Source organism: Nocardia sp. SSK8, from assembly GCF_037034205.1.
Lineage (GTDB): Bacteria > Actinomycetota > Actinomycetes > Mycobacteriales > Mycobacteriaceae > Nocardia.
Map to the genome: position 1 here is coordinate 42,885 of NZ_JBAGKD010000002.1, position 23,260 is coordinate 66,144.

Sequence of the window (23,260 nt, forward strand, 5' to 3'; positions counted from 1 at the left end):
CGCCGCAGTTCGCCGATGTCGTCGCGGACGAAATCGAGCAGGGCCGGGCCGGTGAGGCCGCTGATCTTCGTCCGCAGGGTGGTCAGGGAGGCGTCGCTGCTCGCGCCGCGTCCCGCATGGGGGCGCTGCTCGTGCGCTGCCAGAACGAGATCCCCAGCGGCTTCATCGCATCGGTCATCATCTGCTGGTGGCCCACGGAGATGTAGACGTGAGGGCCGTCGTCGGCCGCCGCCGGAATCGGGAACAGCGTGGTGATCGGCCTGCTCTGCACGATCCACGGCGCGTCGCCATCCAGACACCACTCGATGTCCTGCGGGCTGCCGAAGTGGGCTTCGATCCGGCGGCCCAGCCGGGCCAGCCCCAGCACCTCGTCATCGGTGAGCACCGGCGCGTCGCGCTCGGGTCCCGCGAGTGCGCGCTCCCGGGTGCCGCCGCCCGGCGCCGCCTCGACGGCGAGCTTCTTGGTCGCGACGGACCGGTCGACGACCACCCCGTCGCGCACCCGGTAGTTGTCGGCGTTCACCAGCCCCGACACCAGCGCCTCGCCCAGCCCGAAGCCCGCGTCGATCGACACCACCCGCCGGTCCGAGGAGACCGGATCGGCCGTCATCAGGATGCCCGCCGCCCGCGGGAAGACCATCCGCTGCACCACCACCGCCATCCGGATCGCGGTGTGCCCGAAGCCGTTCCGCAGCCGGTAGGTCACCGCCCGTTCGGTGAACAGCGAGGCCCAGCACCGGCGGAAGTGCGCGAGGATCGCCGCCGAACCGACGATGTTCAGGTAGGTGTCCTGCTGTCCCGCGAAGGATGCGGTGGGCAGGTCCTCGGCGGTGGCGCTCGACCGCACCGCGTAGGCGTCGTCCACGCCGAGGCGGGCGTGCGCGGCGAGGATCGCCTCGGCCACCTCGGCGGGGACGGTGAGCGTCTCGATCGTCTGCCGGACCCGCGCACTGCGCACCGCGATGCCGTCGCGATCCTCGGGCGCCAGGCGCGTGAGCCCATCGAGCAGCCCATCGAGCTCCGGCGCGTCCGCGAGCGCGCGGGTGAACGCCGCGGTGCTCACACAGAAGCCCGGTAGCACCGAGACCCCCGCCACGCGGGCCAGCTCGCCGAGGTTCGCGCCCTTGCCACCCACCAGCGCGCCCTGGGTGCGGTCGATCTCCCCGAAGTCGAGCACATAGCTCATTCCTGCTCCTCACCTGGTGGTTTCCCTGCGACGCGAGCGATTATGGACCAGAAACCGGCACGTCATGAGGGCCCGGAATCGGGTATAAAGTGAAAGGGGGAGGGGGTCGCCGGGCCGGGTCTCGCGGGCGGCGATCGATGTTGTAGGTATCCATGACGTTTTCGCGCATTGTGCGGAGAAAGTCAGAAACTCAACAGATTTCGCCGCTCGAAGTGTCCATTGTGATCTGATCGAGATGTCCCCGAGATGGGGATGTGTCACACAATGCAATCGAGGTCTACGTTATGAAATCCAGAACCGCCCGTCCGCTCGCCGTCGTCGCCCTGGTGCTGACCGCCGGTGCGCTCAGCGCCGGAACGGCCACCGCGGCAGCGCCGGAACCGATCGTCGGTTCGGTGGAGGTGTGCCTGCCCATCCCGGTCGGCCCCGTCGAAGTGAGCTTCTGCCTGTAACGGGTCAGCCGGAGTGCCCCCGGCGGTGGCGCATCGCCCTGTGCGCGGGAGTGCGCGGTCCCGCCGCGATTCGCCGTCGCCGGGTGGCCCCGATTTTTGTAGGAACCCCTAATCGATCCGGGATCGACGTTGCCGTTGCTCACAAGCAAAGGCGAGGCGGCGGCGTGTCGTTCACGGTAAGTTGGGAGCTTGCCCAGTTGATCTGGGTGGGAAGGATTCACCATGGCAGGCTCACGATCCATCGCTCCGTTCCTGACCGCCGCCGGTCGTCCGGTCTCGACCCCGCTCAAGGACGTGCGGACGATTTCCCGCCAGATGGTCGGACATTTCATCGAGAATGTCGTGCCCTGCGCAACGCTGCCCGGTGAGGTGCTCGACGGTGATGTCACCGCCGTGACCCGGGTGTGCCTGGAACTCACCGGTGGCGTGCTCGACGGCCGGGACCTGCCGGGACGGCTGGAGCGGATCCAGGCGGCCGCCGCGGGCTGGGCCCGCGAGGGCATTCCCATCGACACCATCCACACCGCCGTGCACGAGGGTTTCAAGCTCGGCTTCGACCTGGTCACCGCCCATGTGAGCAACCACGACCACGACCACGAGACCGTGGTCGGCGTGGCCCGCAGGCTCACCGACGTCCAGAACATGATCACCTCCGCGGTCTCGATGGCCTACGTCCGGGAACTGCGTTCGGTGGTCAGCGAGCACCACACGGCCGTGCACACGCTGACCTCCGCGCTGCTGGGCGGCCAGAGCACCTCCACGATGGCCCGGGAGTGCGGAATCGAGGTCGCCGAGCGGTATCACGTCATCGCGCTCGCCCTGCCGCCGCATCCCGAGGAGCTCGACCCCTCGCTGGACGCGAATGTGGTCGCCCGGCGCAAATTGCGGCGGGTGCAGGCCGAATTGGCGAATCAGTGTGTCGGCAAAGTGCTGTCGCTGCTCAGTGTCGACGGCGGCACCCTGTTGCTGCCCACGTCCGAATTCTCCGAATCCGAATTGGACGCCTTGATCGCCGCGTTGTCGACGGCCGCGCAGGTTCCGGTCCGCGCGGTGACGATGCCCGCCCCGCCCGCCGATATTCCGCGGGCCGCCGAACAGGTCCACGAGCTGGTGGAAATAGTGCACCGGCTCGACGGGGAGAGCAAGGTCTACCGGCCGCACGAATTGGCCTTCGAATATCAGCTCACCCGGCAGGGTCCGGCCCGCGACTACCTGAGTTCCATTGTCGATTCCCTGGAATCGCACCCGGAATTGCTGCAGACCCTCGAGGTGTACATGGCCTCGAACATGCGGCGCACCCAGACCGCGCGCGAACTGTTCGTGCACACCAACACCGTCGACTACCGCCTCAAGCGCATCGGCCAGCTCACCGGTTTCGACCTCAACGACATCACCGGCCTCTGTTATCTGCGCGCCGCGCTGTTGATCCGCGCCCACCGCGGCTCCGGCCGCACCCCCACCCTGCGCACCGACCGCGAAACCCGCTCCCGCGCGGGCTGATCCGCCGGGCTCGCCGCGAGTACGGCGCCGCTCGGCCGTGCCGTCACCTACTATCGCTTCCTGCCTCCGGAGCGCTAGCCTCTACTGTCGCGTCGGCCACAATTCCGGGAGTTGCCGGTACCGCCGGTTCCCGATAGCCTTGTCGTATTCAGTGTACAAATGTTCACTCAACACATCCGGGCGGGGTGGCGACAATGAAGTTGCAGACATCGGTGGGTGCCTGGCTGGACACGGCCGCGGACGACCTGCACGCGCTCGGTGAGCTGGTCCGCGAGCTCCAGGCGGCCGTGCTCATCCGGCAGCAGGGCATCCGGCAGGCCGCGGCGGCCACCTCGGGCCGCGATCTCCTGTGGGAGAGCTGTGCCATGGCCTACGACATCGTCGACCTGGCCGACGCGGCCCGCCGCGCCCGCTCCGACCGGATCCGCGCCCAGTCGCCGGGAGCCCAGCGATGAACGGCATGACGCTGCTCGTCCTCGGCGCTCTCGGTGTCCTGGCCGTCGGCTCGGTCCTGGCCGGGTACGGGGTCGCCGCCGTCAGCTGGTGGCTCGCTCGCGACCGGCCGCCGCTGTCGACCCGGGTGTGCACGGCCCTGCGTCAGTGCCGCGGCGACCGGGACGGTCTCACGCTGGGGGTGCGGTCGGTAGCAGCTCGGCGATCAGGTCTTCGACCAGGTTCTTGATCCGGTCCCGGATCGGGCGCACCGCCGCCACGTCCTGCCCGGCGGGATCGTCGAGTGTCCAGTCGCGGTAGCGGACGCCGGGGAAGACGGGACAGGTGTCCCCGCAGCCCATGGTGATCACGACATCGGAGGTTTCCACCGCGTCGTAGGTGAGGATCTTCGGAGTCCGATCGGAGATATCGATGCCGAGTTCCGCCATCGCCGCGACCGCGGCGGGATTGACCTGATCGGCGGGTGCGCTACCGGCGGAACGGACTTCGATGGCGTCCCCGGCGAGGTGGGTGAGGAAACCGGCGGCCATCTGGGAGCGTCCGGCATTGTGGACGCAGACGAACAGGACACTGGGCGTGGTGGTCATGGCGTGGAAAGCCTTTCGGTGGCGGGGAATCGATGGCGCAGGGCCAGGGAGACGTAGACCAGGGCGACCAGGACGGGGACCTCGATGAGCGGGCCGACGACCCCCGCCAGGGCTTGGCCCGAGGTGGCGCCGTAGGTGGCGATCGCGACGGCGATGGCGAGTTCGAAGTTGTTGCCCGCGGCGGTGAACGCGAGGGTGGTGGTGCGCGCGTAGCCGAGGCCCAGTGCCGCGCCGAGCAGGTACCCGCCGCCCCACATGATCGCGAAGTAGGCCAGCAGCGGAATCGCGATCCGCACCACATCCCAAGGCCGGGAGGTGATCTGATCGCCTTGCAGGGCGAACAGGATCACGATGGTGAACAGCAGCCCGTACAGCGCCCATGGCCCGATCTTGGGCAGGAAGCTGGATTCGTACCAGTCGCGGCCCATGGCGCGTTCACCGAAGCTGCGGGTGAGGTACCCGGCCAGCAGCGGGATCCCGAGGAAGATCAGCACGGATTTCGCGATCTGCCAGGGTGAGATATCGATGGTGGTTTGTTCCAGGCCGAGCAGGCCGGGCAGGACCGAGAGGTAGAACCAGCCCAGGACGGCGAACATGATCACTTGGAACACCGAATTCAGGGCCACGAGCACCGCGGCGGCTTCCCGATCGCCGCAGGCGAGGTCGTTCCAGATGATGACCATGGCGATGCAGCGGGCCAGGCCGACGATGATCAGTCCGGTCCGGTACTCCGGCAGATCCGGCAGCAGTAGCCACGCCAGGGCGAACATCAACGCGGGGCCGAGGATCCAGTTGAGGACCAGTGAGCCGAGCAGGAGCTTGCGATCGCCGGTGACGGTGTCGAGGCGGTCGTAGCGGACCTTGGCCAGCACCGGGTACATCATGATCAGCAGGCCGAGGGCGATCGGCAGCGAGATCCCGTCGACCTCGACGGCGCTCAGCGTGTCACCCAGGCTCGGAATCGCCCGTCCGAGGAGCAGTCCGGCGGCCATGGCCACGCCGATCCACACGGGCAGAAACCGGTCCAGCGTCGACAGCTTGCCGACGACGGCCGGGGTGCCGGTCGTCGCGCTCACGCGTTCACCGCGGTCCCGGCCTCGGCCGCGAGCGCATCGGCCAGCCGCGTCAGCACCTGCGGGACGACCCGGTAATAGACCCACGAGGCACGCCGTTCACTGGTCAGCAGCCCGGCCTCACGCAGCACCTTCAGATGGTGGGAGATGGTCGGCTGGGAGACATCGATGCCGGTCGACAGATCGCACACGCAGGCTTCGCCGTCGGCACGCGCAGCGATCGCCGAGAGCAGGCGCAACCGGACCGGGTCAGCCAGGGCCTTGAACACCACCGCCAGCTCGGTCGCGGTCTCGCCGGTCATCGGCGGGCGGATGCGCGGTGTGGCCTCACACGCGGGTGAGGCCACACTCAGCGATATCTCTCGATTCGACATCTATCGATATTGATCGATATCGAAGCGAGAAAGCAAACGAACACCGGGTGAACTCTCACGCGGCCGCCGCGACGGGTCAGCCGCAGCAGCCCGCTCCGGACGCGACGGCCTTCTCCTTCGCCTCGGTTCCGCAGCAGGCGCCTTCGGCCTCGGCTTCGGCGGTCGTGCCGCAGCACACGCCGATCGCCTCGGCATCGATGAGCCCCGGATCCGGTGCGGTGCCGAAGGACTCGCTGTCGGCGAGCACGGTGTAGACCTCCCAGCGCTCACCACCGGGCCCGCTCACCCACACCTTGTCCTGGGTGGCGAAGCAACATGTGGTCGCGATCTGCTCCTCGGTGAACAGCCCGGCTTCGGAGAGGCGGGCGATCTCGTCGTGGACCTGGTCGGAGGTCTCGACCTCGACGCCGAGATGGTTGATGGATCCACCCTCGCCGGGGTTCTCGATGAGGACCAGCTTCAACGGCGGCTCGGCGACGGCGAAATTGGCGTAGCCGGGCTTGCGCTTGGCCGGTTCGGTGGCGAACAGGGTCGTGTAGAAGGCGACGGCGGTGTCGAGGTCGTCGACATTGAGGGCGAGCTGGATACGGGACATGATCGAACCTCCACTTGTGAGACATATGTCGAAGAACTGGTGTGGTCGAGTCTGCGCCACCTTTTCGACATATGTCAATACCGCGCGTACAGTCGGTCCCATGCCCAAGGCACTGCCCGTGATCGATATGTCCGCGCCGGTCTGCTGCGCGCCCGTCGCCGCGGGCCCGGTCGACGATGCGGCTGCTCTGGAAGTGGCCCTGCGGCTCAAGGCGATCGCCGACCCGGTCCGGGTCAAGCTGATCTCCCTGCTGCTCACCACCGCCGATGGTGAGCGGAACGGCGGCGAGCTCGCGGCCGCCGTCGGGCTTGCGGAATCCACGGTCTCGCATCATCTCGGGCAGCTGCGGAAGGCCGGGCTGGTGGCCTCCGAGCGGCGGGGGATGAACACTTTCCACCGGGCGCGGCGGGACGCGCTGGCCGCTTTGTGCGTGGTGCTTGACCCGAACTGCTGCTAGCCCCGGCGCGGTGCACCGGTGACGGCGTGGGACGGACTTACGATCCGACCATGCGGGCGATGATCGTCAAGGAGTTCCGGGAGCTTCGGCGGGACCGCCGGACGCTGGCCATGCTGGTGTTGTTGCCGTTGTTGCTGCTGGTGGTGTTCGGGTACGCGGCGAATTTCTATGTCGGGTCGGTGCAGGCGGCGGTGGTGGGGCCGCTGGCGGCGACCACCGGGCCCGCGCTGCCGGAGTTCTTCGATGTCACGGTGACCGCGCCGGAGGACACGCGTGCGGACGCCGAGCGGATGGTGCGCGACAACGAGGTCGATGTCGCGTTCGTGGCGTCGGGGTCGGCGATCACGACGGTCGCGCTGGTCGACGGGTCGAATCTGTTCGCCGCGCAGTCGAGTGTGTCGGTGCTCAACAAGATCGGCGGTGCGGTGCGGACCGAGGTGCTCTACAACCCGGAGCTGAAGACCTCGTGGGTGATGGTGCCCGCGATCATCGGGCTGATCCTCACCTTCATCGGCACCATCATCACCAGCATCGGGCTGGTGCGGGAACGCGAGGCGGGCACGCTCGAGCAGCTGGCGGTGATGCCGATCGGGCCGAGTCAGGTGATCCTGGGCAAGATCGTGCCGTACTTCCTGCTCGCCGCGCTGGACATGATCGTGGTGACGGTGCTGGGCATGCTGCTGTTCGGGGTGCCGTTCAACGGCAATGTGCTGGTGTTCGCGGTGGGCGCGGCGATCTTCCTGTTCGTGGTGCTGGGGCTCGGCGTGCTGATCTCGACGGTGTCGCAGACGGTGGGCCAGGCCATCCAGACGGCGTTCATGATCCTGCTGCCACAGATCCTGCTGTCCGGCATGATCTTCCCGCTCGACGCCATGGCCGCGGGCGTGCGCTGGATCGGCTACCTGCTGCCGCTGACCTACTTCACCATGATCTCCCAGGGCGTGATGCTGCGCGGGGCGCCGATGAGCAGCCTGTGGCTGCCGCTGCTCGTGCTGACGCTCATGGCCGTCGTCGTGTTCACCGCCGCGGTCCTGCGTTTCCGCCGCGACCTCGCGCCGAATATCCGTGCCGCGGAGGAGGACTCGTGATCGCCGCGGCCGAGCAGGTGACGGTCCGCTTCGGTGTGCGGACCGCGCTCGACGCCGTCACCGTGACGGTGCCCGCCGGGGCCGTGGTCGCTGTGGTCGGCGGCGACGGCGCCGGGAAGACCACCCTGCTGCGGGTACTGGTGCGCGAGGTGATCCCCGACGCGGGCACCGTCACCGCGCCGGGCAAACACGAGATCGGCTATCTGCCCGCGGGTCCGGCCAGCTGGGCGGCGCTGACGGTGCGCGAGAACCTCGACTTCGTCGGCGGCGTGTACGGGCTCACCGGGGCCGGACTGCGCCGCCGACGCGAGGCCCTGATCGAACGCTGCGGGCTCACCGCGGCGGCGGATCGCCCGGCCGCGGCGCTCTCGGGCGGCATGCGCCGCAAACTCGGGGTCGCCATGGCGACGATCCACCGCCCACCGCTGCTGATCCTGGACGAACCCAGCACCGGTGTGGACCCGGTGAGCCGGATCGACCTGTGGCGCATGGTGTCCGAAGCCGCGGCCGCCGGTGCCGCCGTGCTGCTGTCGACCACTTACCTCGACGAAGCCGAACGCGCCGCGCACCTGGTGGTCCTGGACGCGGGCCGGATCCTGGTGCAGGGCTCCTACGACGAAGTCCGCGCCGGTTTCCCCGGCACCGTCACCGGCGGCGCCGACCCGGTCCGGCCGCAGTGGGCCTGGCGCCGTGGCCGGGAACGGCGGGAGTACTGGCCGGACACCGCGGTCGGCACCGCCGCACCGCGCATCGACCCCGATCTCGAGGACATCGTGATCGCGCTGTCACTGGCCCGGCAGCAGGCCCGCGCATGAACGCGATCCTGCGGACCGAGGCGGTGACCCGGCGCTTCGGCACCTTCACCGCCGTGGACACGGTGAGTCTGGCGGTCGGCGCGGGGGAGGCGGTCGGCCTGCTCGGCGCCAACGGGGCGGGCAAGACCACTGTCATCCGGATGCTGCTCGGCCTGCTCGCGCCCAGCGCGGGGACGGTCACCCTGTTCGGCGGCCCGCCCGACCTGTCCCGGCGGGCTCGATTGGGTTATGTCCCGCAGAATCTCGGCCTCTACCGGGACCTGACGGTCGCGGAGAACCTCGAATTCGGCGCCGCCGCCTACGGCGTGGCGGTGCCCGCGCTGCCGGAGCCACTGGCCGCCGACGCCGATGTCCTCGTCGGTGACCTGCCGCTGGGCACGCAGCGGCAGGCCGCGTTCTTCCTCGCGCTGGCCCACGCGCCGGAAGCGCTGGTGCTCGACGAGCCGACCTCCGGGGTGGACGCGCTCGCGCGGGCCCGGCTCTGGGATGTCCTGCGCGAGCAGGCCGATCGGGGTGTGGCGGTGCTGGTCACCACGCACTACATGGAGGAGGCCCAGCAGTGTGATCGGCTGCTGCTCATGGCGGACGGGCGGCTGGTGGCCGCCGGGGACGAGCAGGCCGTCATCGGTGACACCCGCACCGTCGCGGTGCGCGGACCGGACTGGACGCGCACCTTCGCCGCCCTGGACGAGGCGGGCATCCCGGTCATCCTGGCCGGTCGTGATGTCCGTGTCCCCGACACCGACGAGACCATCCTGCGAAAGGTGCTGTCGGCGGCGGGAATCGAGGCCGAGATACAGCCGGTGCCCGCCACGATCGAGGAGCGGATGCTCACGCTGTCCCGCGAGACCGGAGGCTCTCGATGACGACCGACACAGCAACCGGCACCGAGCGGCCCGCCGCGAAAGCCGTGGCGACCAACGGCGGTGGCCTCGGCTTCGGCGGGGCGGTGGGCGCAGTGCTGCTGGCCTGGCTCTCGTTGACACCCTCGCTGCTGCCGCGCGGCCCGCTGTTCCAGGGACTGGTCTCCGGCGCGGCCGCCGCGGTCGGCTACGGGCTCGGCGTCGCCGTCGCCGCGCTGATCGGCTGGCTGCTGCACCGGCCGCCGCCCGGACCGCCGCGCGCGGTGCGCTGGGCGGTGGGCCTGCTCGCCTGCGCGGGCACCGTCGGCGTGCTGATCTGGTATGCCGGATGGCAGAACGACCTGCGCACGCTGATGGGCGTGCCGGATCTCGGGTGGCCGTCGTATCCGATCCTGGTGGCGATCGCCGCCGTCGTCTTCTTCGTGCTGCTCGTGGTGGCGCGGGTGTGCCGGGCGGCCGCGCGGGGCACCGGACAACTGTTCGCCCGGGTGCTGCCGCCGCGGGTCGCCGCGCTGCTGGGCGGGATCGCGGTGGTCGCGCTCGGCATCGCGATCCTCAACGGCGTGGTGGCCGAGGTAGCCATGTCGGCCCTCAACGGCACCTTCAAGGCCGTCAACAACGAAGTCTCCGAGGACACGCCGAAACCGGACAGTCCCGAGCGCTCCGGCGGTCCCGGCTCGCTGGTGAGCTGGGACTCGCTGGGCAGGCAGGGCCGTATCTTCGTGGCCAACGGCCCGACCGCGGTCGAACTCACCGCCTTCAGCGGCAGGCCCGCCCGCGCACCGATCCGTGTCTACACCGGCCTGGCCTCGGCCGAGAACATCCGGGCCGAAGCCGATCTCGCGGTCGCCGAACTGCGCCGCGCGGGCGGATTCGACCGGTCCGTGCTCGGCGTGGCGACCACCACGGGCACCGGCTGGATCAACGAATCCACCGCGTCGGGCGTGGAATACCTGGCCAACGGGGACAGCGCGCTGGTGAGCATGCAGTACTCGTATCTGCCCAGCTGGCTGTCCTTCCTGGTCGACCAGGAACGGGCCAGGCAGGCGGGCCAGGCGCTGTTCGAGGCCGTGCACGCGGCCTGGGACACCTTGCCGCCGGACCGGCGCCCGAAGCTGGTGGTCTTCGGCGAGAGCCTGGGCTCCTTCGGCGGCGAGGCCGCCTTCGCGGGCATCCAGGACATGGCCGCGCGCACCGACGGCGTCCTGTTCGTCGGCCCGACCGCCACCAACCCGGTGTGGCGCGATGCCACCGCCCGCCGCGACCCCGGCTCACCGCAGTGGCTGCCGATCTACCGCGACGGGCAGACCGCCCGATTCATCGCCGCCCCACCGGATCTGGCCCGCCCCGACCGGCCGTGGCCCGCGCCGCGGGTGGTCTACCTGCAGCACGCCTCCGACCCGATCACCTGGTGGACGCCGCGATTGCTGTTTCAGGAACCCGACTGGCTGCGCGAACCCCGCGGCCCCGATGTCCTGACGAACACCCGCTGGATCCCGGTGGTGACCTTCCTGCAGGTCTCGGCCGACATGGCCGTGTCCACCGATGTCCCCGACGGGCACGGCCACACCTTCCACGCCGCCATCGCCGACGCGTGGGCCGCGATCCTGGCACCGCCGGGCTGGACCGCCGCCGACACCGAACGCCTGCGCGGCGTGCTGCGGAACGAGGACTGAACTCCGGTCCGCTCGGCTATCTTGAGCCGATGTGCTCGCCGGAGATCGTCCGTCACGCCCGCGACGGCGCGCCCCGCCCGAACCGCCGCGCCCTGTTCGGTCTCGCGGGGCTGGCCGCGGCGGCCGCGGTGGTGCCCGCGCCCGCGTCGGCGGCGCCCCGCCCAGGCGGCGTCGTCGACCTGACCCACACGCTGACCCCGCGGCTGCCGGTCTGGCCGGGCAATCCACCGTTCGCCATGGTGCCGGTGGCCTGGCACGCCTCCGGCGGTTTCGGCCAGTCCGCGCTCGGCTTCTGGGAACACACCGGCACCCACCTCGACGCCCCGGCGCACCGGATTCCGGGCGCCGCCACCACCGAGACCCTCCCGCCTGGCGACCTGGTCGCGCCGTTGGTCGTGCTGGATATCAGCGCCAAGGCCGCCGCCGACGCGGACGCGGTGGTGACCGTCGCCGATCTCGACGCGTGGCGCGCGCGGCACGGGGAGATCCCCGACCGGGCCTTCGTGGCCATGTATTCCGGCTGGGAGCGCCGCCTGGCCGACCCGTCGACCTTCCTCAATCTCGACGGCGGCGGCCGCCCGCACGCGCCGGGGTTCTCCGGCGAGGCCGCCGACTACCTGGTGACCCAGTGCGGCATCGTCGGCGCGGGCGTCGACACGCTCAGCCTCGACTGCGGCGCCGACACCGACTACGGCGCGCACACCGCCTTGCTCGGCGCGGGCCGCTACGGCGTGGAGATGCTCGCCGCGCTGGACGCGGTGCCGCCGGTGGGCGCGACCGTCGTGGTCGGGGCACCCAAGCACGCGGGTGGCACGGGCGGTCCGTGCCGGGTCCTCGCGCTCACCTGAGGGGCGTCACCGGCCGATCGAGAGCTGGTGGGCGAAGACACCGCGCGGGTCCCACGTCCGCTTGATCCGGTGTAGCCGTGGATAGTTCGCGCCGTAGTAGAAGTCGTGCCAGGGCAGGCCCGAGGTGTTCCACGCGGGATCGGCCAGATCGGGATCGGGGTAGTTGATGTAACTGCCGCCGTAGTTCTCGTTCGGCACCGGGACGCCGCCGGTGCCCGCGTGGACCTCGCGATACATCTCGCGGGCCCAGCGCAGGTAGCGTTCGTCGTCGGCGGGCTGCCGCCACGACGCGTGGATCAGCATCTTCATGAACGAGTCCCGCGCGGGCATGGCGGTCGCGTCGGCGGCCACGGCATTGATCGCGCCGCCGAACGGCAGGAACTCGAGCTGGGATTCGCCGATGACGGCCGGGTCCGTCAGGTAGCGGTAGAAGACACGCAACTGGTCGGGGGTATAGGCGGTGCGCAGGTAGGCGGCCTTCACCTTGACGCGCGTGGCATTGGCGGCCTTGGCGTAGTACACCTGGCGCACGGTGTCCGGGTAGGACAGCTCGGCGACCGGCAGCACGACCGGTCCCGGCAGCACACCCTCGCGCACCGTGGCCACGAACTCGTCGAAACGCGCACGGGCACCGGGGGATCCGGCGTCGAGCAGAATCAGCATCTCGGCGGCGCCGGTTCCGGTGGTGTGGAACATCAGCGGCGCGTACAGCCCGGCGAAGTCGTCGCCGGGCTCGCTGTGCCGGGCGAAGAAGCCGAGATAGTTGCTTACGAACCGGACGAAGGAGTCCTCGGTGCTGACCGGCAGGATCAGCCGGGTACTGAGCATGGTGCCCGGCAGCGTGGGCAGGGCTCGCGCGGGGTCGGCGCCGTCGGCCTCCGGGGAGCGCAGCAGGAACCGCGTCACCACCCCGAAATTGCCGCCACCGCCGCCGGTGTGGGCCCACCACAGATCGTGCTCGGGTCCGTCCTTCGTGGCGAGCACCGTGCGCGCCGTGCCGTCGGCGGCGACGGTGACGACCTCCACCCCGGCCAGATGATCGGCCACCAGCCCGAACCGCCGTGACAGCGGACCGTAACCACCGCCGGTGACATGCCCGCCCATCCCCACACCCAGGCAGATCCCGCCCGGCACGGTGACACCCCAGCGGCTGTGCAGCGCCTCGTACACGGTGCCCAGATCCGCGCCCGCGCCCACCGAGAACGCCCGCTCCCGCTCGTCCCAGTGCACGGCGGTGAGCCTGCTCAGGTCGACGAGCGTGCGGGTGCGGGGATTGTCGACGAAATCGTCGAAACAGTGCCCGCCCGACCGCACCGCGAGCGCGGAATTCTCCGTGACCGCCCGGGCGACCGCCGCGCGGACCTCTTCGGTGGTGCCCGGCACCGCGATCCGGTCCGGCCGCGCCTGGAACCGGCGGTTGTAGCCGCGCAGGGTCAGCGCCTGCTCGTCGGCACGGGCACGCGGCCTACCGAGCGCGGCGAGCGCACCGCCCGCGGCCGCCGCGGTGAACAGTCCTCGACGAGACAGCGACACCGGAATCCTTTCGAGCCGAATCTGCTGGGACACTAGCCGAACCCCGGTCCGGTGGGGTTGGGTTCGGGCTGAGCGCAATTCTGGCCGCGAGCACCGGCCTCGGGTTCCATCGAGTCATGGCGATGCAGGTAGTCCGGGGGCGGCGATGAGCGCCCCGCGGATCCGGAGCCTGGCGTTCCTGACGCCGGGCAACTATCTCGACGAGGATCCCTACCACGGGCTCGAGGACACGCTGCGGCTGTTCGAATACGGTGAGCGGATCGGCTTCGACGGCGCGTGGATCCGGCAGCGGCACCTGGAACACGGCGTCGGGTCGGCGGCGGTGTTCCTGGCCGCCGCGGCCCAGCGCACCCACCGGATCGAGCTGGGCACCGCGGTGATCCCGATCGGCTACGAGAGCCCGTTCCGGCTCGCCGAGGACCTCTCGCTGGCCGACGTGCTCTCGCGGGGCAGGCTGCAACCGGGGTTCAGCGCGGGCGTGCCGCCGCACGCCGACCTGATCGGCCACCTGGTCTTCGACGGCGACTGGCGTTCCTTCGACCTGTCCTACGGCCGGGTGACCCGGCTGATCGAGAACCTGCGCGGCGCCTACCTCGGCGACGCCGACACCGTCATCCACTCGCCGGGCGCCACCCAGCGCCCCCGGCTGCAACCACACAGTCCCGGCCTGGCCGACCGCGTCTGGTACGGCGGCGCGAGCGCCCGCTCGGTGCGCTGGGCCGCCGACAACGGACTCAACCTGCTCAGCGGCAATATCCTGCACGGCACCCCCGAAAACGATTTCGGCACCGCGCAACTCTCCTTGGTGCGCGACTACCGCCGCCACCTCGCCGCCGACCGTCCCGGCCGCGTCGCCATCGGCCGCGTGATCGTGCCCGTCGACAGCGCCGACCGCGCCACCCGCCAGCGCTACCGTGCCTACGCCGCGAGCCGTCACGACCGCACCCTCGGCCCGCAGGGCGAGCGCCGGGTCCTGTTCGCCCACGATGTCGTCGGCACCGCCGACCAGATCCTCGAACAGCTGCACGACGACCCCGTGCTGGCCCACACCACCGAGCTGCGCCTGGAACTGCCCTACGAGTTCCACCGCGCCGACTACGAACAGATCCTGCACGACACCGCCACCCTCATCGCCCCCGAACTCGGCTGGAAACCGGCGACCGCCGACGAAGTCGCCTGATACCGGAAGGCCGTCATGCCCGGCCCGCGCCATTTCGACACCCACGCAGCGGTCTAGGGCGACGGCCGTCCATTGGTTCGACCTCGGCATCGTGCTCCCGCGCTTGCATCGCGCACTGACACCCGGCGGTCATCTCGCCGTGTGGCGCACCGTCTTCGGGGACCCCGCGCGCCCACTCACGCCGTTCCGTAGGCAGGTCGCCGTCATCACCGGCCGCCGCGAACCGCGCGCGTCCGTCCGCGCAGAGGCGCTGGATACCGCCGCCTGGGTACAGCGGCTCACCGGATCCGGCCACTTCGTCACCGTCGATAGCAGCGAGTTCCGCTGGTCGATCGAACTGACCACCGCGCAGATCCGCGACCTGTTCACCACGTTCAGTGACTGGTCCGCCGTCGAGGTCGACGAGGCCGCGCGGGCGGTGGACGGGCTCGGTGGGACCGTGGTCGAGCACTACGTGAGCCCGCTCGTCGTGCTGCGGCGGGTCGACCTGCCCGGTGACCTGCTCGTCCCGCAGCGCCCGGTACTTCTCGGTCGCCTCGGGCAGGTTGCCGTAGGGGGAGAAGATGGCGTCGGCGCGGCCCGCGATATCGAACTGCTGTCCGCGGAAGGCGAATTCGCCCGCGTCGGGCCGGGCCAGGAAGCGTCCGGACGCCGGGTCGGCCACGAGATCCTCGACCCGCCAGGATCCCACAGCGCGCGCACGGCGGTCAGGGCTCCTCGGCACGCACATACCGGTCGGCCGGGTCCAGGAAGCCGCCGCGGCGGAAGTTCCGGCCGGTGAACGCGTCGAAAGAGGTGACCACGTTCCAGGCGGCCCGGCCACCGGAGAGATGATCCAGGCTGGCGAACTGGCGGGCCAGCTCGTAGGGCTCGTTGAAGGTGGCGTTGATGGTGCCCGCCAGGCCGAGATGCTCGGTCACCGCGGCCAGGGCGGCCAGCACCCCGAAGGTGTCGGGGCGGCCGATGATGTCCTGGTCGAAGATCTCGCCCGCGCTTCTTACCGGATGTCGTGCTCATCGAAGGACCTCACACAGTCGCGAAACGGTTGGGGACGGTGGCGGGCAGGCCGAGCAGCGCGCGCAGCGACCCCTCGGGATAGGCGGTGCGGAACAGCCCGCGCTCCCGCAGGGCGGGCACGAGCCGGTCGGCGATGGCGGCCAGGTCGTCGACCGCGACACCGGGCCGCAGCCGGAAACCGTCGACGCCCCGGGCCCGCCAGTCGGCGAGCAGTTCGTAGACCAGCGGCGCGTGCGCGAGCGCGGTCACCACCGGCTGACCCTGCGGCGGTCGCGGCGGGGGACAGGTCGGTGATCTCGCGCCGCCCGATATGCGCCGCCTCCGCCGCGGTCGCCGACACCCTGGCCTGCCAGCCCGCGCGGCCGCGCGGGCTGGCAGGCCAGGGTGGCCAGCGCGGTGGCGACGTGGAACGGCGGTGAATGGTCTCCGGAGCAACGCGGGACGGGGGATGTGGCACGGCGGCAGGGTTTTCGGGGCAGGCGCCCGGGTGGCGGGTGGTCGTGATTCCCGCTGATCAGCGCGGGTGGTGCGGCACCGCGGCACCGGTGTCAACTGTTGCGTTCAGGGGGATCGGCCGGAAATAGGGCGGACAGCGCCCGGCCGTCCTGTTCGCCGGGAACAGGACGGCCGGGTGTCAGGTCGTCAGTTGGCGGGCTTCTGGTGGGTGGTCGGCGTGTGCACGATGTCGTAGTAGACGGTGGTGTCGTCGGGATCCGGATACACCCGGTAGGTGAACTCCTGCTCGGTCAGCGTCACGATGTCGACATCGCGGCGGGACTGCTCCTCGCCCGCGTCGTTCTTCGCGACGAGGGTGCGGGTCTTGCCGTCCTCGGACACCGTCCAGTCGCCCTGCATCTTGGGCGTGTCCTCGAGGGTGTACATGGTGAAGGTGCCGTCGGGCTCGTAGTAGGCGTAACCGACGTAGTTCTCGACGGCGTCGTCGTCGAGGGCGACCACGGCGCCGCTCGCGTCGGTCGCCGACGTGGTCTCCCACGCGGTGGCGGACAGGGTCGCCGCCGGTGTCCCCGGCTGCACGGAGGTGGCCTCCGTGCCCGTCGTGGTCGCCGAGGTGGTGGCGGCGGGACTCGTCGTCGTGACCGCGACCGTGGTCGAGGTCGCGGCGGAGTCGGAGTCGTCGTCACTACCGCAGGCGCCCACAACGGCGGCGGCGGTGACGGCGATGATCACGGGCGCAATCTTCCTGGTGAGTTTTCGCTGCTCCGTCATGGCCGTCAGTGTAATCGGGCCGATATTTCGATCCGGGTGTCAATCCAAACAGAATTCGTTACCTTCGGGATCGGTCAGCACCAGAAATCCCGCGCTCATCGGCGGTTCCGGTTCGAAACGCCGGACGCGGGTGGCACCGAGCGCGACCAGGCGTTCGGCTTCGGATTCCAGCGCCGCCATCCGCTCGTCACCCTGCAATCCGGGCGCGGCCCGCACATCCAGATGCACCCGGTTCTTCGCGATCTTGTCCTCCGGGACCTGCTGGAAGAACACACGCGGTCCCTGTCCGTCGGGATCCTCGATCGCGGATCTCGAATTGTGCAATTCGGCCGGAACGCCGATCCGGGTCAGGAATTCGTCCCAGGCCGCCAGCGGATCGGCGCCCTCGGGCAATTCCACCCCCGGCGGCGCCGGATGCACATAGCCGAGCACCGCCGCCCAGAACCTCGACAGTGCCTTCGGATCGTGCGCGTCGAAGGTGACCTGGACGTGACGGCTCATCGGGAACCCCGTTTCTCGCAGCGGCGTGATGGCCCTAGCCTAAGGCCCGCGAGCCCGTGATTGACGCGTCGCCGAGCGGGTACGCGCAGCGGGAGCAGCGACGACCGGGAAGGGAGGCGGCGTGCACGAACAACAGCGCGACCCCGTACCCGGGCAGTGGACGGTCGGATTCCAGGTTCCCGCCGAACTCGACCAGCTGACGATGGCGCACGCGGTCGCCGAGACGATCCTGCTGGTCGGCGGCTTCGCCCTCGACGAGGTCACCGACCTGCTGCTGGCCCTGGACGAGGTGGTCACCGCGCTGGTGCTCGCGTCGGTGCCGGGCACGCGCATCGACTGCGCCTTCACCGGCGGTGACGGCGTACTCGGCGCCCGCGCGGCCACGGTGGCCCGCACCCCGGACTCCATCGACGAGGACGCCTTCGGCTGGCACGTGGTGGCCACCCTCACCGACACCCTGCGCACCGAATACGGACATTACGATTCGGCCCGCGGCGGATATCCGGCTACCGTGGAATTCGGATGGATCCGGCGGTCGCGGGGTTCGGCCGTTTCCTGAGCCGTGTCCCGCGAAAGGGTTAGCGCACTCGCCGCCGGGTACCCGAAGAAGATACCCAGGAGATCCACGACCGTCCGGGAAGCGAGGCATACCGGCGATGACAGGGGAAACGAGCACAGCAGATCATCCGAGCGCGCGGCGATCCCATTCCCGCAGCGACAGCTACGACAATATCGAGCCGTGGTTCGAGAAATTGCGGTCGCTCCCCGCGGGCGACGCCCACCACGACGATCTGCGCGCGGAAATCATCGGGCGATGCCTGCCGCTGGCCGACCATATCGCGCGTAAATTCACCGGTCGCGGCGAACAATTCGACGATCTCGAGCAGACCGCCAGGGTCGGGCTGGTCCTCGCGGTCGACCGTTACGACGTGCGCCGTGGTTCGTCGTTCCTGTCCTTCGCGATCCCGACCGTCATGGGCGAGGTCCGCAGGCATTTCCGTGACCGGACCTGGGCGGTGCGTGTCCCGCGCAGGCTCAAGGAGCTCCAGCTGCGGGTCGGGCCCGCCACCGAGGAGCTGTCCCAGCGGCTGGGCCGGATGCCGACCGCCGCCGAGCTCGCCACCGAGCTCGAGGTGGACGTCGTGGAGGTCACCCGCGCCCTCGTGGCCGCCAACGGCTACCAGACCAACTCCATCGACGACATCACCCACGACGGTCGCGACAACGCCAGCCAGCCGATCACCGACACCCTCGGCGTGGAGGAGCACTGCTACGAGCTCACCGAGGACGCGATGGCGGTGCGCCCGCTCATCGCCGGTCTGTCGAGCCTGCAGCGCCGGGTGCTGATCCTGCGCTTCTACGAGACCCGGACCCAGAGCGAGATCGCCGAGGAGCTCGGCGTCTCGCAGATGCAGGTCTCCCGCATCCTGGCCCGCACCCTCGGCTCGCTGCGCGACCAGGCCCTTGCCGAGCGCCCCGCGCCGGACGAGGCCGTCGCCGGGTGAGCCTGTTTCACCGCGTGGATCGCGGGTAGCCGCCCCGACGACGGATCGAACCCGTATTCAGGAGGTAAGGTGCTCATGCCCCAGCAAGCGCCGGGCGCGGCTGTACCGACCATCCACCCGAGACGGCGGGTGCGCACCGTGGCCGCCGCGGGTCTGGCCGCGCTGGCCGGGGCGACCCTGCTCGCCTGCGGCACCAGCACCGACCCGCAGGGCCCGACCATCTCCAGCACGGCCGAGTCGCCGCAGATCGGCGCCGAGGCCGCCACCCAGCTCTGCGACATGATCCGCGCCGAGATCGGCAACTGGCAGCAGCAGGGCACCACCGTGGCGCGGGTGTCGTTCAACGGCACCGTGCACAACTGGGCGCTGCGCAACGGCGCGGTCAATGCCGCGATCACCCGCAATCGCGAGGTCATCGACACGGTGACCACCGAGAACTGCCCCGATGTCCGCGATCAGGCCATCGCCGCCCTCGGCACCGACGATCTCGCCTCCGCCCTGGCCGGTTTCTGATCGGTACAGTGCGGCCATGGGTGACAGGAGCCGGTTCGAGGAGTGGGAAGCGCGACTGTGGGAGCGGCTGGCAGGGCTGCTGCCCGCGGCGCAGGACGCCGAGAGCTTCCGTGACAGCCGCGAGATCGGCGAGCAGGAAGCCGGGCTGTGGTTCCTGCTGGAACGCCTCGCCGACCAGGCGGTGCCCGTCGACGAGACGACGCTGGCCGAGATCGAGGTGCTCGCCGAGCACTGGGGCGAGCGGCTCGCGGTGCACTACCGCGTCGAGGCGTGCGCGCGCGATCTGGACCGGGCGGGCTCGGTGCGCCTGGTCCCCGACAGCGAGGTCCAGGCCGCGGCGGCCGACGACCTGACCGTCCTGCCCTGGATCGAATGCGCGCGCTGTCCCAGCGTGCTCTCGCGCGCCCACACCCGGGAGCCCTCGGGACGGCCGGGCCTGTACGCCACCCGCTACCTGGTCACGCGCGCCGACACCACCGAGACGTTCGCTCCCACCGAACTATTGCGCGCGTTCGAGTCGGTCCTGGCCTGCCACTGACCGGCGGCCCGGCAGCCACCAGTTGACCGGGCCCATCAGCTGCACCAGGGCGGGCACGAGCAGCATCCGGACCAGCGTCGCGTCCAGGATCAGGGCGATGATCATGCCGACACCCAGCAGCCGCATGGGCGTGAGCGAGGACAGCGCGAAGGCACCGGTGACCAGCACCAGCAGCACCGCCGCCGCCGTGATCACCCGGGCGGTCTTGACCGTCCCGACGCGCACGGCCGTGGCGGTATCGGCCCCGGCCCGGTGTGCCTCGGCCATCCGGGACAGCAGGAAGACCTCGTAGTCGGTGGACAGCCCGAAGACCACGGCGATGATCAGCACCAGCATGCCCGCGGGCAGTGGCCCGGGACTGACCCCGAGCACCCCGGCGAAGTGACCGTCGAGGAAGATCCAGGTCAGCACGCCGAAACTGGCGCCCAAACTGAGGAAGGCCATGGCAACGGCTTTGAGCGGCAACATGATCGAGCGGAACGCCGTCGTCAGCAGAATCAGCGTGGCCGCCACCATCACCGCGATCATCAGCGGCAGCCGGTCGACGGTGGCGTCGACGGTGTCGAGGGTGGCGGCGGTGTCCCCACCGACCTCGATCACGGTGCCCGGCGGTGGTTCCAGTGCCCGCAGCGCGCGCACGGTCGCGGTGGCCGCGTCGCTGCGGTCGGCGTCGGTGAGGAAGGCGTGCAGCACGACGAAATCGTCGTCGCGGCCCACCTGGAGCGCCTGGCGCACGCCCGGCACCGCCTGCGCCGCCGCCAGGGTCGTGGACACGGCCGCCGTCTGCGGCGGGGTGCCGTCGGTGCCGCGCAGCAGCACGGTCGCGCCGCTGGCCGCGGCCGGGAACTTCGCGGTGAGTTCCTCGGCGGTGGCGCGCATCTCGCTGCCCGCGGGCAGGGCGCGCTGGTCGACCTCGCTGAGCCGGATGCCGGTCAGCGGCGCGGCGAGCAGCAGCAGGACCGCGCCGACCACGAGGGTCACCGTGCCGGGCCTGCGCAGGACGGCGTCGACCACGCGGGCCCAGAACCGTTCGGTGCGCGCGGTCGGCTTGGCCCGCCCGATGCGGGCACCGAAGAGGACGAGCAGGGCAGGCAGCACCGTCAGCGACAGCGCGGCCGCCAGGGCGACCGCGGCGACCGCGCCGATGCCCAGCGAGCGCAGCACCGCCTGGGGGAAGACGAAGGTGCCCGCGAACGCGCACATCAGCAGCAGCGCGGAGAACCCGACGGTGCGCCCGGCGGTCGCGTAGGTGCGGGTGATCGCGGCGGCCATGTCGTTGCCCTCGGCGTACTCCTCGCGGAACCGGTTGACCAGGAACAGCCCGTAGTCGATGGCCATGCCGAGCCCGAGCAGCGAGGCGATATTGACCGCGAAGGTGGTCACCTCGGTGAACTCGGTGAGCAGCCGGATCGCGCCCAGCGATCCGGCCACCGCCAGCACGCCAACGACCACCGGCAGCGCCCCGGCCAGCACCCCACCGAACACCAGCACCAGGATGAGCAGCGTCAGCGGCAGCGAGATCGATTCGGCGACCAGGAGATCGCGCTGGGAGCGTTCGATGATCTCGGTATTGAGCGCGCTGTAGCCCGACATGCGCACCTCGACACCGGGTATCCGCAGCGCCTCGGCGATCGCCGGGTAGGCGGCGATGCGCGCGGTGTCGTCCCCGGCGGTGAACACCACCGCGACCGCCTGGCGCCGGTCCGCCGAGACCAGGAAGTTCCGCAGCGGCGGGATCGAGGTCCAGTAGCTGTCGACCGGGCGGGCCAGCAGCGCCGGATCGATCCGGTCGGCGGCCTCGCGCACCCGCGGACCGAGATCGTCGATGGCGGTGCCCTCGGGGGCGGTGTAGAGCGCGACCACATCGGGACTCTGCGGGCCCAGGTGTTCGGTGACCAGCCGGTCCACGAACGCGGATTCGCTGTGCGGGTCGGCGAATCCGCCCGCGCTGAGCCGCTCGGTGACCGCGGCACCGTAGGCCGCGCACAGCCCGATGAACACCGCGACCACCACCAGCACGGTGCGCGGCCGGGCGAGGACCAGGCGGGCGAGCGCGGTCACCGGTGCGCGTCCGGCACGGGCAGGTCGGCCTCGAGCATGGCCACGATCCGGTCCAGCAGCCCCTCCAGCCGGTCCTCGATGCCGGTGCCGTTGCGGGCAGACACGGTGAGATCGGTGTGCCCGTCGAACTCGGTGAGCCCGAACAGCAGTGGCATGGCGACACTGTGCTGGGGAAGCACGAACAGCCCGGTCGGCTGGAAACCGGGGACAGCGAGTTCCGCACCGGTGAACCGGCCCATGTGGGAGACGGTGGCGGAAGCCAGGTTCCGGCCGGTGCGCGCGCCCAGCCAGTTGGTGGTGTGCAGCACACCGCGATTGACGGCGTCCGGCACCAGCGTGATCTTCGTATTCGCCAGCTGATTCAGTTCGCGACGCTCGCCCAGGCCCGTCTTGATCTGGTTCTTGATCGCGACCCAGTCCTGGCCGGGGGTGATGTCGAGGAACAGCGGCAGCGCCAGGTTGGCGGTCGAGCGCAGGTCCGGATCGTGGCGGCGCAGGTCGACCGGCATCATGATGCGCGAGGTGCCCGTGGTCTCGGCGGCCAGCAGCGCGCACACCCGCGCCAGCGCGCCCGGCCCGGCGACATCGATGCGGCGGTGCCGCAGCAGATGCCGGGCCATCCCGCGCCGCTGCCTGCCGCGGCCGACCGCGCTGCGATAGCGCGGCACCATCGGCGTCGGCTTGCCCGGCGCGCCGACGCGGTCCACGAGTTCCTGATCGGCGACCGGATCACCCTGCGCGACCGGGTCCTCGCCCCGCAGGGCGCGCAGCACATTGGTCACCCACAGCACCATGCCCATGCCGTCCATGACGCCGTGGAACACGCGGAACACCAGCGTCGTCGGCGCGCCGGTGAGCAGCAGGACCTCGACGGTCGTCTCCGGGGTCGGGCCGATCGGGCTGGTGAGCACCGGGTCGGCCTCGAGCGCCGGGTAGGTCAGCCGGTGACCGGGCACCACCCGCACCGCCGGGGCGATGCCGGTGTCGACCCAGTCGTGACCCTGCCGCATCAGCCGCGCACCCGGGGTGGCGTCGGCCGCCGTGGCCACCGCCCGCCGCAGCTGATCCGGGTCGATCTCGCCGTCACCGGGCACGACGAGCTGCATGAGGAACGGCGGGGCGAGCTCACGCATGGGGAAGTACATGCGTTCGGTGGTCGAGAGCGGACGGCGGAAGACGGTGCGGGCGTTCATGAATGCCTTCGGGATCGTGCGGGTG

The 23,260-nt window shown here is 70.6% G+C and carries 26 protein-coding genes and 1 pseudogene; 15 read left to right on the forward strand and 12 right to left on the reverse strand.

The genetic code is table 11. From position 1 onward, the window contains the following. Positions 1 to 82: 82 nt before the first annotated feature. Positions 83 to 1,186 carry a PEP/pyruvate-binding domain-containing protein gene (locus WA675_RS03740; protein ID WP_336081944.1) on the reverse strand — a complete coding sequence of 368 codons (1,104 nt, stop codon included), beginning with the start codon at positions 1,184 to 1,186 and terminating at the stop codon, positions 83 to 85. Positions 1,187 to 1,470: 284 nt separating this feature from the next. Between WA675_RS03740 and WA675_RS03745 the strand changes: the two genes are divergently transcribed. The 3 genes from WA675_RS03745 to WA675_RS03755 all read left to right on the forward strand — a co-directional run bounded on the left by WA675_RS03745 (position 1,471) and on the right by WA675_RS03755 (position 3,593). Further along, positions 1,471 to 1,638, forward strand: a complete 168-nt coding sequence (locus WA675_RS03745; RefSeq protein ID WP_336081945.1) for a hypothetical protein — start codon at positions 1,471 to 1,473, stop codon at positions 1,636 to 1,638. A 222-nt stretch (positions 1,639 to 1,860) separates the two neighbouring features. Then, positions 1,861 to 3,138: a PucR family transcriptional regulator gene (locus tag WA675_RS03750; RefSeq protein ID WP_336081946.1), complete on the forward strand. Its 1,278-nt coding sequence runs from the start codon at positions 1,861 to 1,863 to the stop codon at positions 3,136 to 3,138. A gap of 194 nt (positions 3,139 to 3,332) precedes the next feature. Further along, entirely contained in the window at positions 3,333 to 3,593 is a 261-nt protein-coding gene (locus tag WA675_RS03755) for a hypothetical protein (RefSeq protein WP_336081948.1), read from the forward strand. A gap of 168 nt (positions 3,594 to 3,761) precedes the next feature. On the opposite strand, the gene WA675_RS03760 is transcribed toward WA675_RS03755, so the two are convergent. The 4 genes from WA675_RS03760 to WA675_RS03775 all read right to left on the reverse strand — a co-directional run bounded on the left by WA675_RS03760 (position 3,762) and on the right by WA675_RS03775 (position 6,220). Then, positions 3,762 to 4,178, reverse strand: a complete 417-nt coding sequence (locus WA675_RS03760; protein ID WP_336081950.1) for an arsenate reductase ArsC — start codon at positions 4,176 to 4,178, stop codon at positions 3,762 to 3,764. Beyond that, complete coding sequence (gene arsB / locus WA675_RS03765) at positions 4,175 to 5,254, reverse strand: ACR3 family arsenite efflux transporter (protein WP_336081952.1); 1,080 nt, start codon at positions 5,252 to 5,254, stop codon at positions 4,175 to 4,177. The genes WA675_RS03760 and arsB overlap by 4 nt, the downstream gene beginning before the upstream one ends. Beyond that, a complete protein-coding gene (locus tag WA675_RS03770) occupies positions 5,251 to 5,625 on the reverse strand; it encodes an ArsR/SmtB family transcription factor (protein WP_442945555.1) in 375 nt (124 codons plus the stop codon). The genes arsB and WA675_RS03770 overlap by 4 nt, the downstream gene beginning before the upstream one ends. A gap of 76 nt (positions 5,626 to 5,701) precedes the next feature. Beyond that, entirely contained in the window at positions 5,702 to 6,220 is a 519-nt protein-coding gene (locus tag WA675_RS03775; protein ID WP_336081955.1) for an ArsI/CadI family heavy metal resistance metalloenzyme, read from the reverse strand. Positions 6,221 to 6,320: 100 nt separating this feature from the next. On the opposite strand from WA675_RS03775, the gene WA675_RS03780 reads away from it, so the two are divergent. The 6 genes from WA675_RS03780 to WA675_RS03805 are packed head-to-tail and all read left to right on the forward strand — an operon-like array spanning position 6,321 to position 11,967. After that, positions 6,321 to 6,677 (forward strand): Rv2640c family ArsR-like transcriptional regulator, encoded by a 357-nt coding sequence (locus WA675_RS03780; RefSeq protein ID WP_336081957.1) that lies wholly within the window; start codon positions 6,321 to 6,323, stop codon positions 6,675 to 6,677. A 50-nt stretch (positions 6,678 to 6,727) separates the two neighbouring features. After that, positions 6,728 to 7,765 carry an ABC transporter permease gene (locus tag WA675_RS03785; protein ID WP_336081959.1) on the forward strand — a complete coding sequence of 346 codons (1,038 nt, stop codon included), beginning with the start codon at positions 6,728 to 6,730 and terminating at the stop codon, positions 7,763 to 7,765. Further along, a complete protein-coding gene (locus WA675_RS03790; RefSeq protein WP_336081961.1) occupies positions 7,762 to 8,580 on the forward strand; it encodes an ABC transporter ATP-binding protein in 819 nt (272 codons plus the stop codon). Before WA675_RS03785 ends, WA675_RS03790 begins: the two co-directional genes overlap by 4 nt. Further along, positions 8,577 to 9,446 carry an ABC transporter ATP-binding protein gene (locus tag WA675_RS03795; protein ID WP_336081963.1) on the forward strand — a complete coding sequence of 290 codons (870 nt, stop codon included), beginning with the start codon at positions 8,577 to 8,579 and terminating at the stop codon, positions 9,444 to 9,446. Before WA675_RS03790 ends, WA675_RS03795 begins: the two co-directional genes overlap by 4 nt. Further along, entirely contained in the window at positions 9,443 to 11,119 is a 1,677-nt protein-coding gene (locus WA675_RS03800; protein WP_336081965.1) for an alpha/beta hydrolase, read from the forward strand. Before WA675_RS03795 ends, WA675_RS03800 begins: the two co-directional genes overlap by 4 nt. 29 nt (positions 11,120 to 11,148) lie before the next feature. Beyond that, positions 11,149 to 11,967, forward strand: coding sequence for a cyclase family protein (locus WA675_RS03805; protein ID WP_336081967.1), 819 nt, complete (start codon positions 11,149 to 11,151; stop codon positions 11,965 to 11,967). A gap of 6 nt (positions 11,968 to 11,973) precedes the next feature. On the opposite strand, the gene WA675_RS03810 is transcribed toward WA675_RS03805, so the two are convergent. Beyond that, the gene (locus WA675_RS03810; protein ID WP_336081969.1) at positions 11,974 to 13,500 is read right to left on the reverse strand and encodes an FAD-binding oxidoreductase; all 1,527 of its coding nucleotides are present in this window, start codon (positions 13,498 to 13,500) and stop codon (positions 11,974 to 11,976) included. 145 nt (positions 13,501 to 13,645) lie between these two features. On the opposite strand from WA675_RS03810, the gene WA675_RS03815 reads away from it, so the two are divergent. Continuing rightward, complete coding sequence (locus WA675_RS03815) at positions 13,646 to 14,680, forward strand: LLM class flavin-dependent oxidoreductase (protein WP_336081971.1); 1,035 nt, start codon at positions 13,646 to 13,648, stop codon at positions 14,678 to 14,680. Between the two features lie 547 nt (positions 14,681 to 15,227). Here the strand turns inward: WA675_RS03815 and WA675_RS03820 are convergent. Beyond that, positions 15,228 to 15,672 (reverse strand): annotated as a pseudogene (locus tag WA675_RS03820) (LLM class flavin-dependent oxidoreductase); the annotation flags it as partial. 34 nt (positions 15,673 to 15,706) lie between these two features. After that, positions 15,707 to 15,949 carry a hypothetical protein gene (locus WA675_RS03825; protein ID WP_336081973.1) on the reverse strand — a complete coding sequence of 81 codons (243 nt, stop codon included), beginning with the start codon at positions 15,947 to 15,949 and terminating at the stop codon, positions 15,707 to 15,709. 38 nt (positions 15,950 to 15,987) lie between these two features. Between WA675_RS03825 and WA675_RS03830 the strand changes: the two genes are divergently transcribed. Further along, positions 15,988 to 16,116 (forward strand): hypothetical protein, encoded by a 129-nt coding sequence (locus WA675_RS03830; protein ID WP_336081975.1) that lies wholly within the window; start codon positions 15,988 to 15,990, stop codon positions 16,114 to 16,116. A 223-nt stretch (positions 16,117 to 16,339) separates the two neighbouring features. Here WA675_RS03830 and WA675_RS03835 read toward each other — a convergent pair whose 3' ends face one another. Together WA675_RS03835 and WA675_RS03840 are read right to left on the reverse strand one after the other, a co-directional pair. Continuing rightward, positions 16,340 to 16,924 (reverse strand): DUF4822 domain-containing protein, encoded by a 585-nt coding sequence (locus WA675_RS03835; protein ID WP_336081977.1) that lies wholly within the window; start codon positions 16,922 to 16,924, stop codon positions 16,340 to 16,342. Positions 16,925 to 16,963: 39 nt separating this feature from the next. Continuing rightward, positions 16,964 to 17,425, reverse strand: coding sequence for a VOC family protein (locus WA675_RS03840; RefSeq protein ID WP_336081978.1), 462 nt, complete (start codon positions 17,423 to 17,425; stop codon positions 16,964 to 16,966). A 121-nt stretch (positions 17,426 to 17,546) separates the two neighbouring features. On the opposite strand from WA675_RS03840, the gene WA675_RS03845 reads away from it, so the two are divergent. The 4 genes from WA675_RS03845 (at position 17,547) to WA675_RS03860 (ending at position 19,981) form a co-directional block, all read left to right on the forward strand. Then, entirely contained in the window at positions 17,547 to 17,984 is a 438-nt protein-coding gene (locus WA675_RS03845; RefSeq protein WP_336081980.1) for an anti-sigma factor, read from the forward strand. A gap of 97 nt (positions 17,985 to 18,081) precedes the next feature. Beyond that, positions 18,082 to 18,930 (forward strand): RNA polymerase sigma factor SigF, encoded by an 849-nt coding sequence (locus tag WA675_RS03850; protein ID WP_336081981.1) that lies wholly within the window; start codon positions 18,082 to 18,084, stop codon positions 18,928 to 18,930. A gap of 75 nt (positions 18,931 to 19,005) precedes the next feature. Next, a complete protein-coding gene (locus WA675_RS03855) occupies positions 19,006 to 19,443 on the forward strand; it encodes a hypothetical protein (RefSeq protein ID WP_336081982.1) in 438 nt (145 codons plus the stop codon). Between the two features lie 16 nt (positions 19,444 to 19,459). After that, positions 19,460 to 19,981, forward strand: a complete 522-nt coding sequence (locus tag WA675_RS03860) for a hypothetical protein (protein ID WP_336081984.1) — start codon at positions 19,460 to 19,462, stop codon at positions 19,979 to 19,981. On the opposite strand, the gene WA675_RS03865 is transcribed toward WA675_RS03860, so the two are convergent. Together WA675_RS03865 and WA675_RS03870 are read right to left on the reverse strand one after the other, a co-directional pair. After that, positions 19,943 to 22,042, reverse strand: coding sequence for an MMPL family transporter (locus WA675_RS03865; protein WP_336081986.1), 2,100 nt, complete (start codon positions 22,040 to 22,042; stop codon positions 19,943 to 19,945). The genes WA675_RS03860 and WA675_RS03865 overlap by 39 nt on opposite strands. Continuing rightward, positions 22,039 to 23,235: a peptide synthetase gene (locus tag WA675_RS03870; protein ID WP_336081988.1), complete on the reverse strand. Its 1,197-nt coding sequence runs from the start codon at positions 23,233 to 23,235 to the stop codon at positions 22,039 to 22,041. Before WA675_RS03870 ends, WA675_RS03865 begins: the two co-directional genes overlap by 4 nt. Positions 23,236 to 23,260 lie beyond the last annotated feature (25 nt).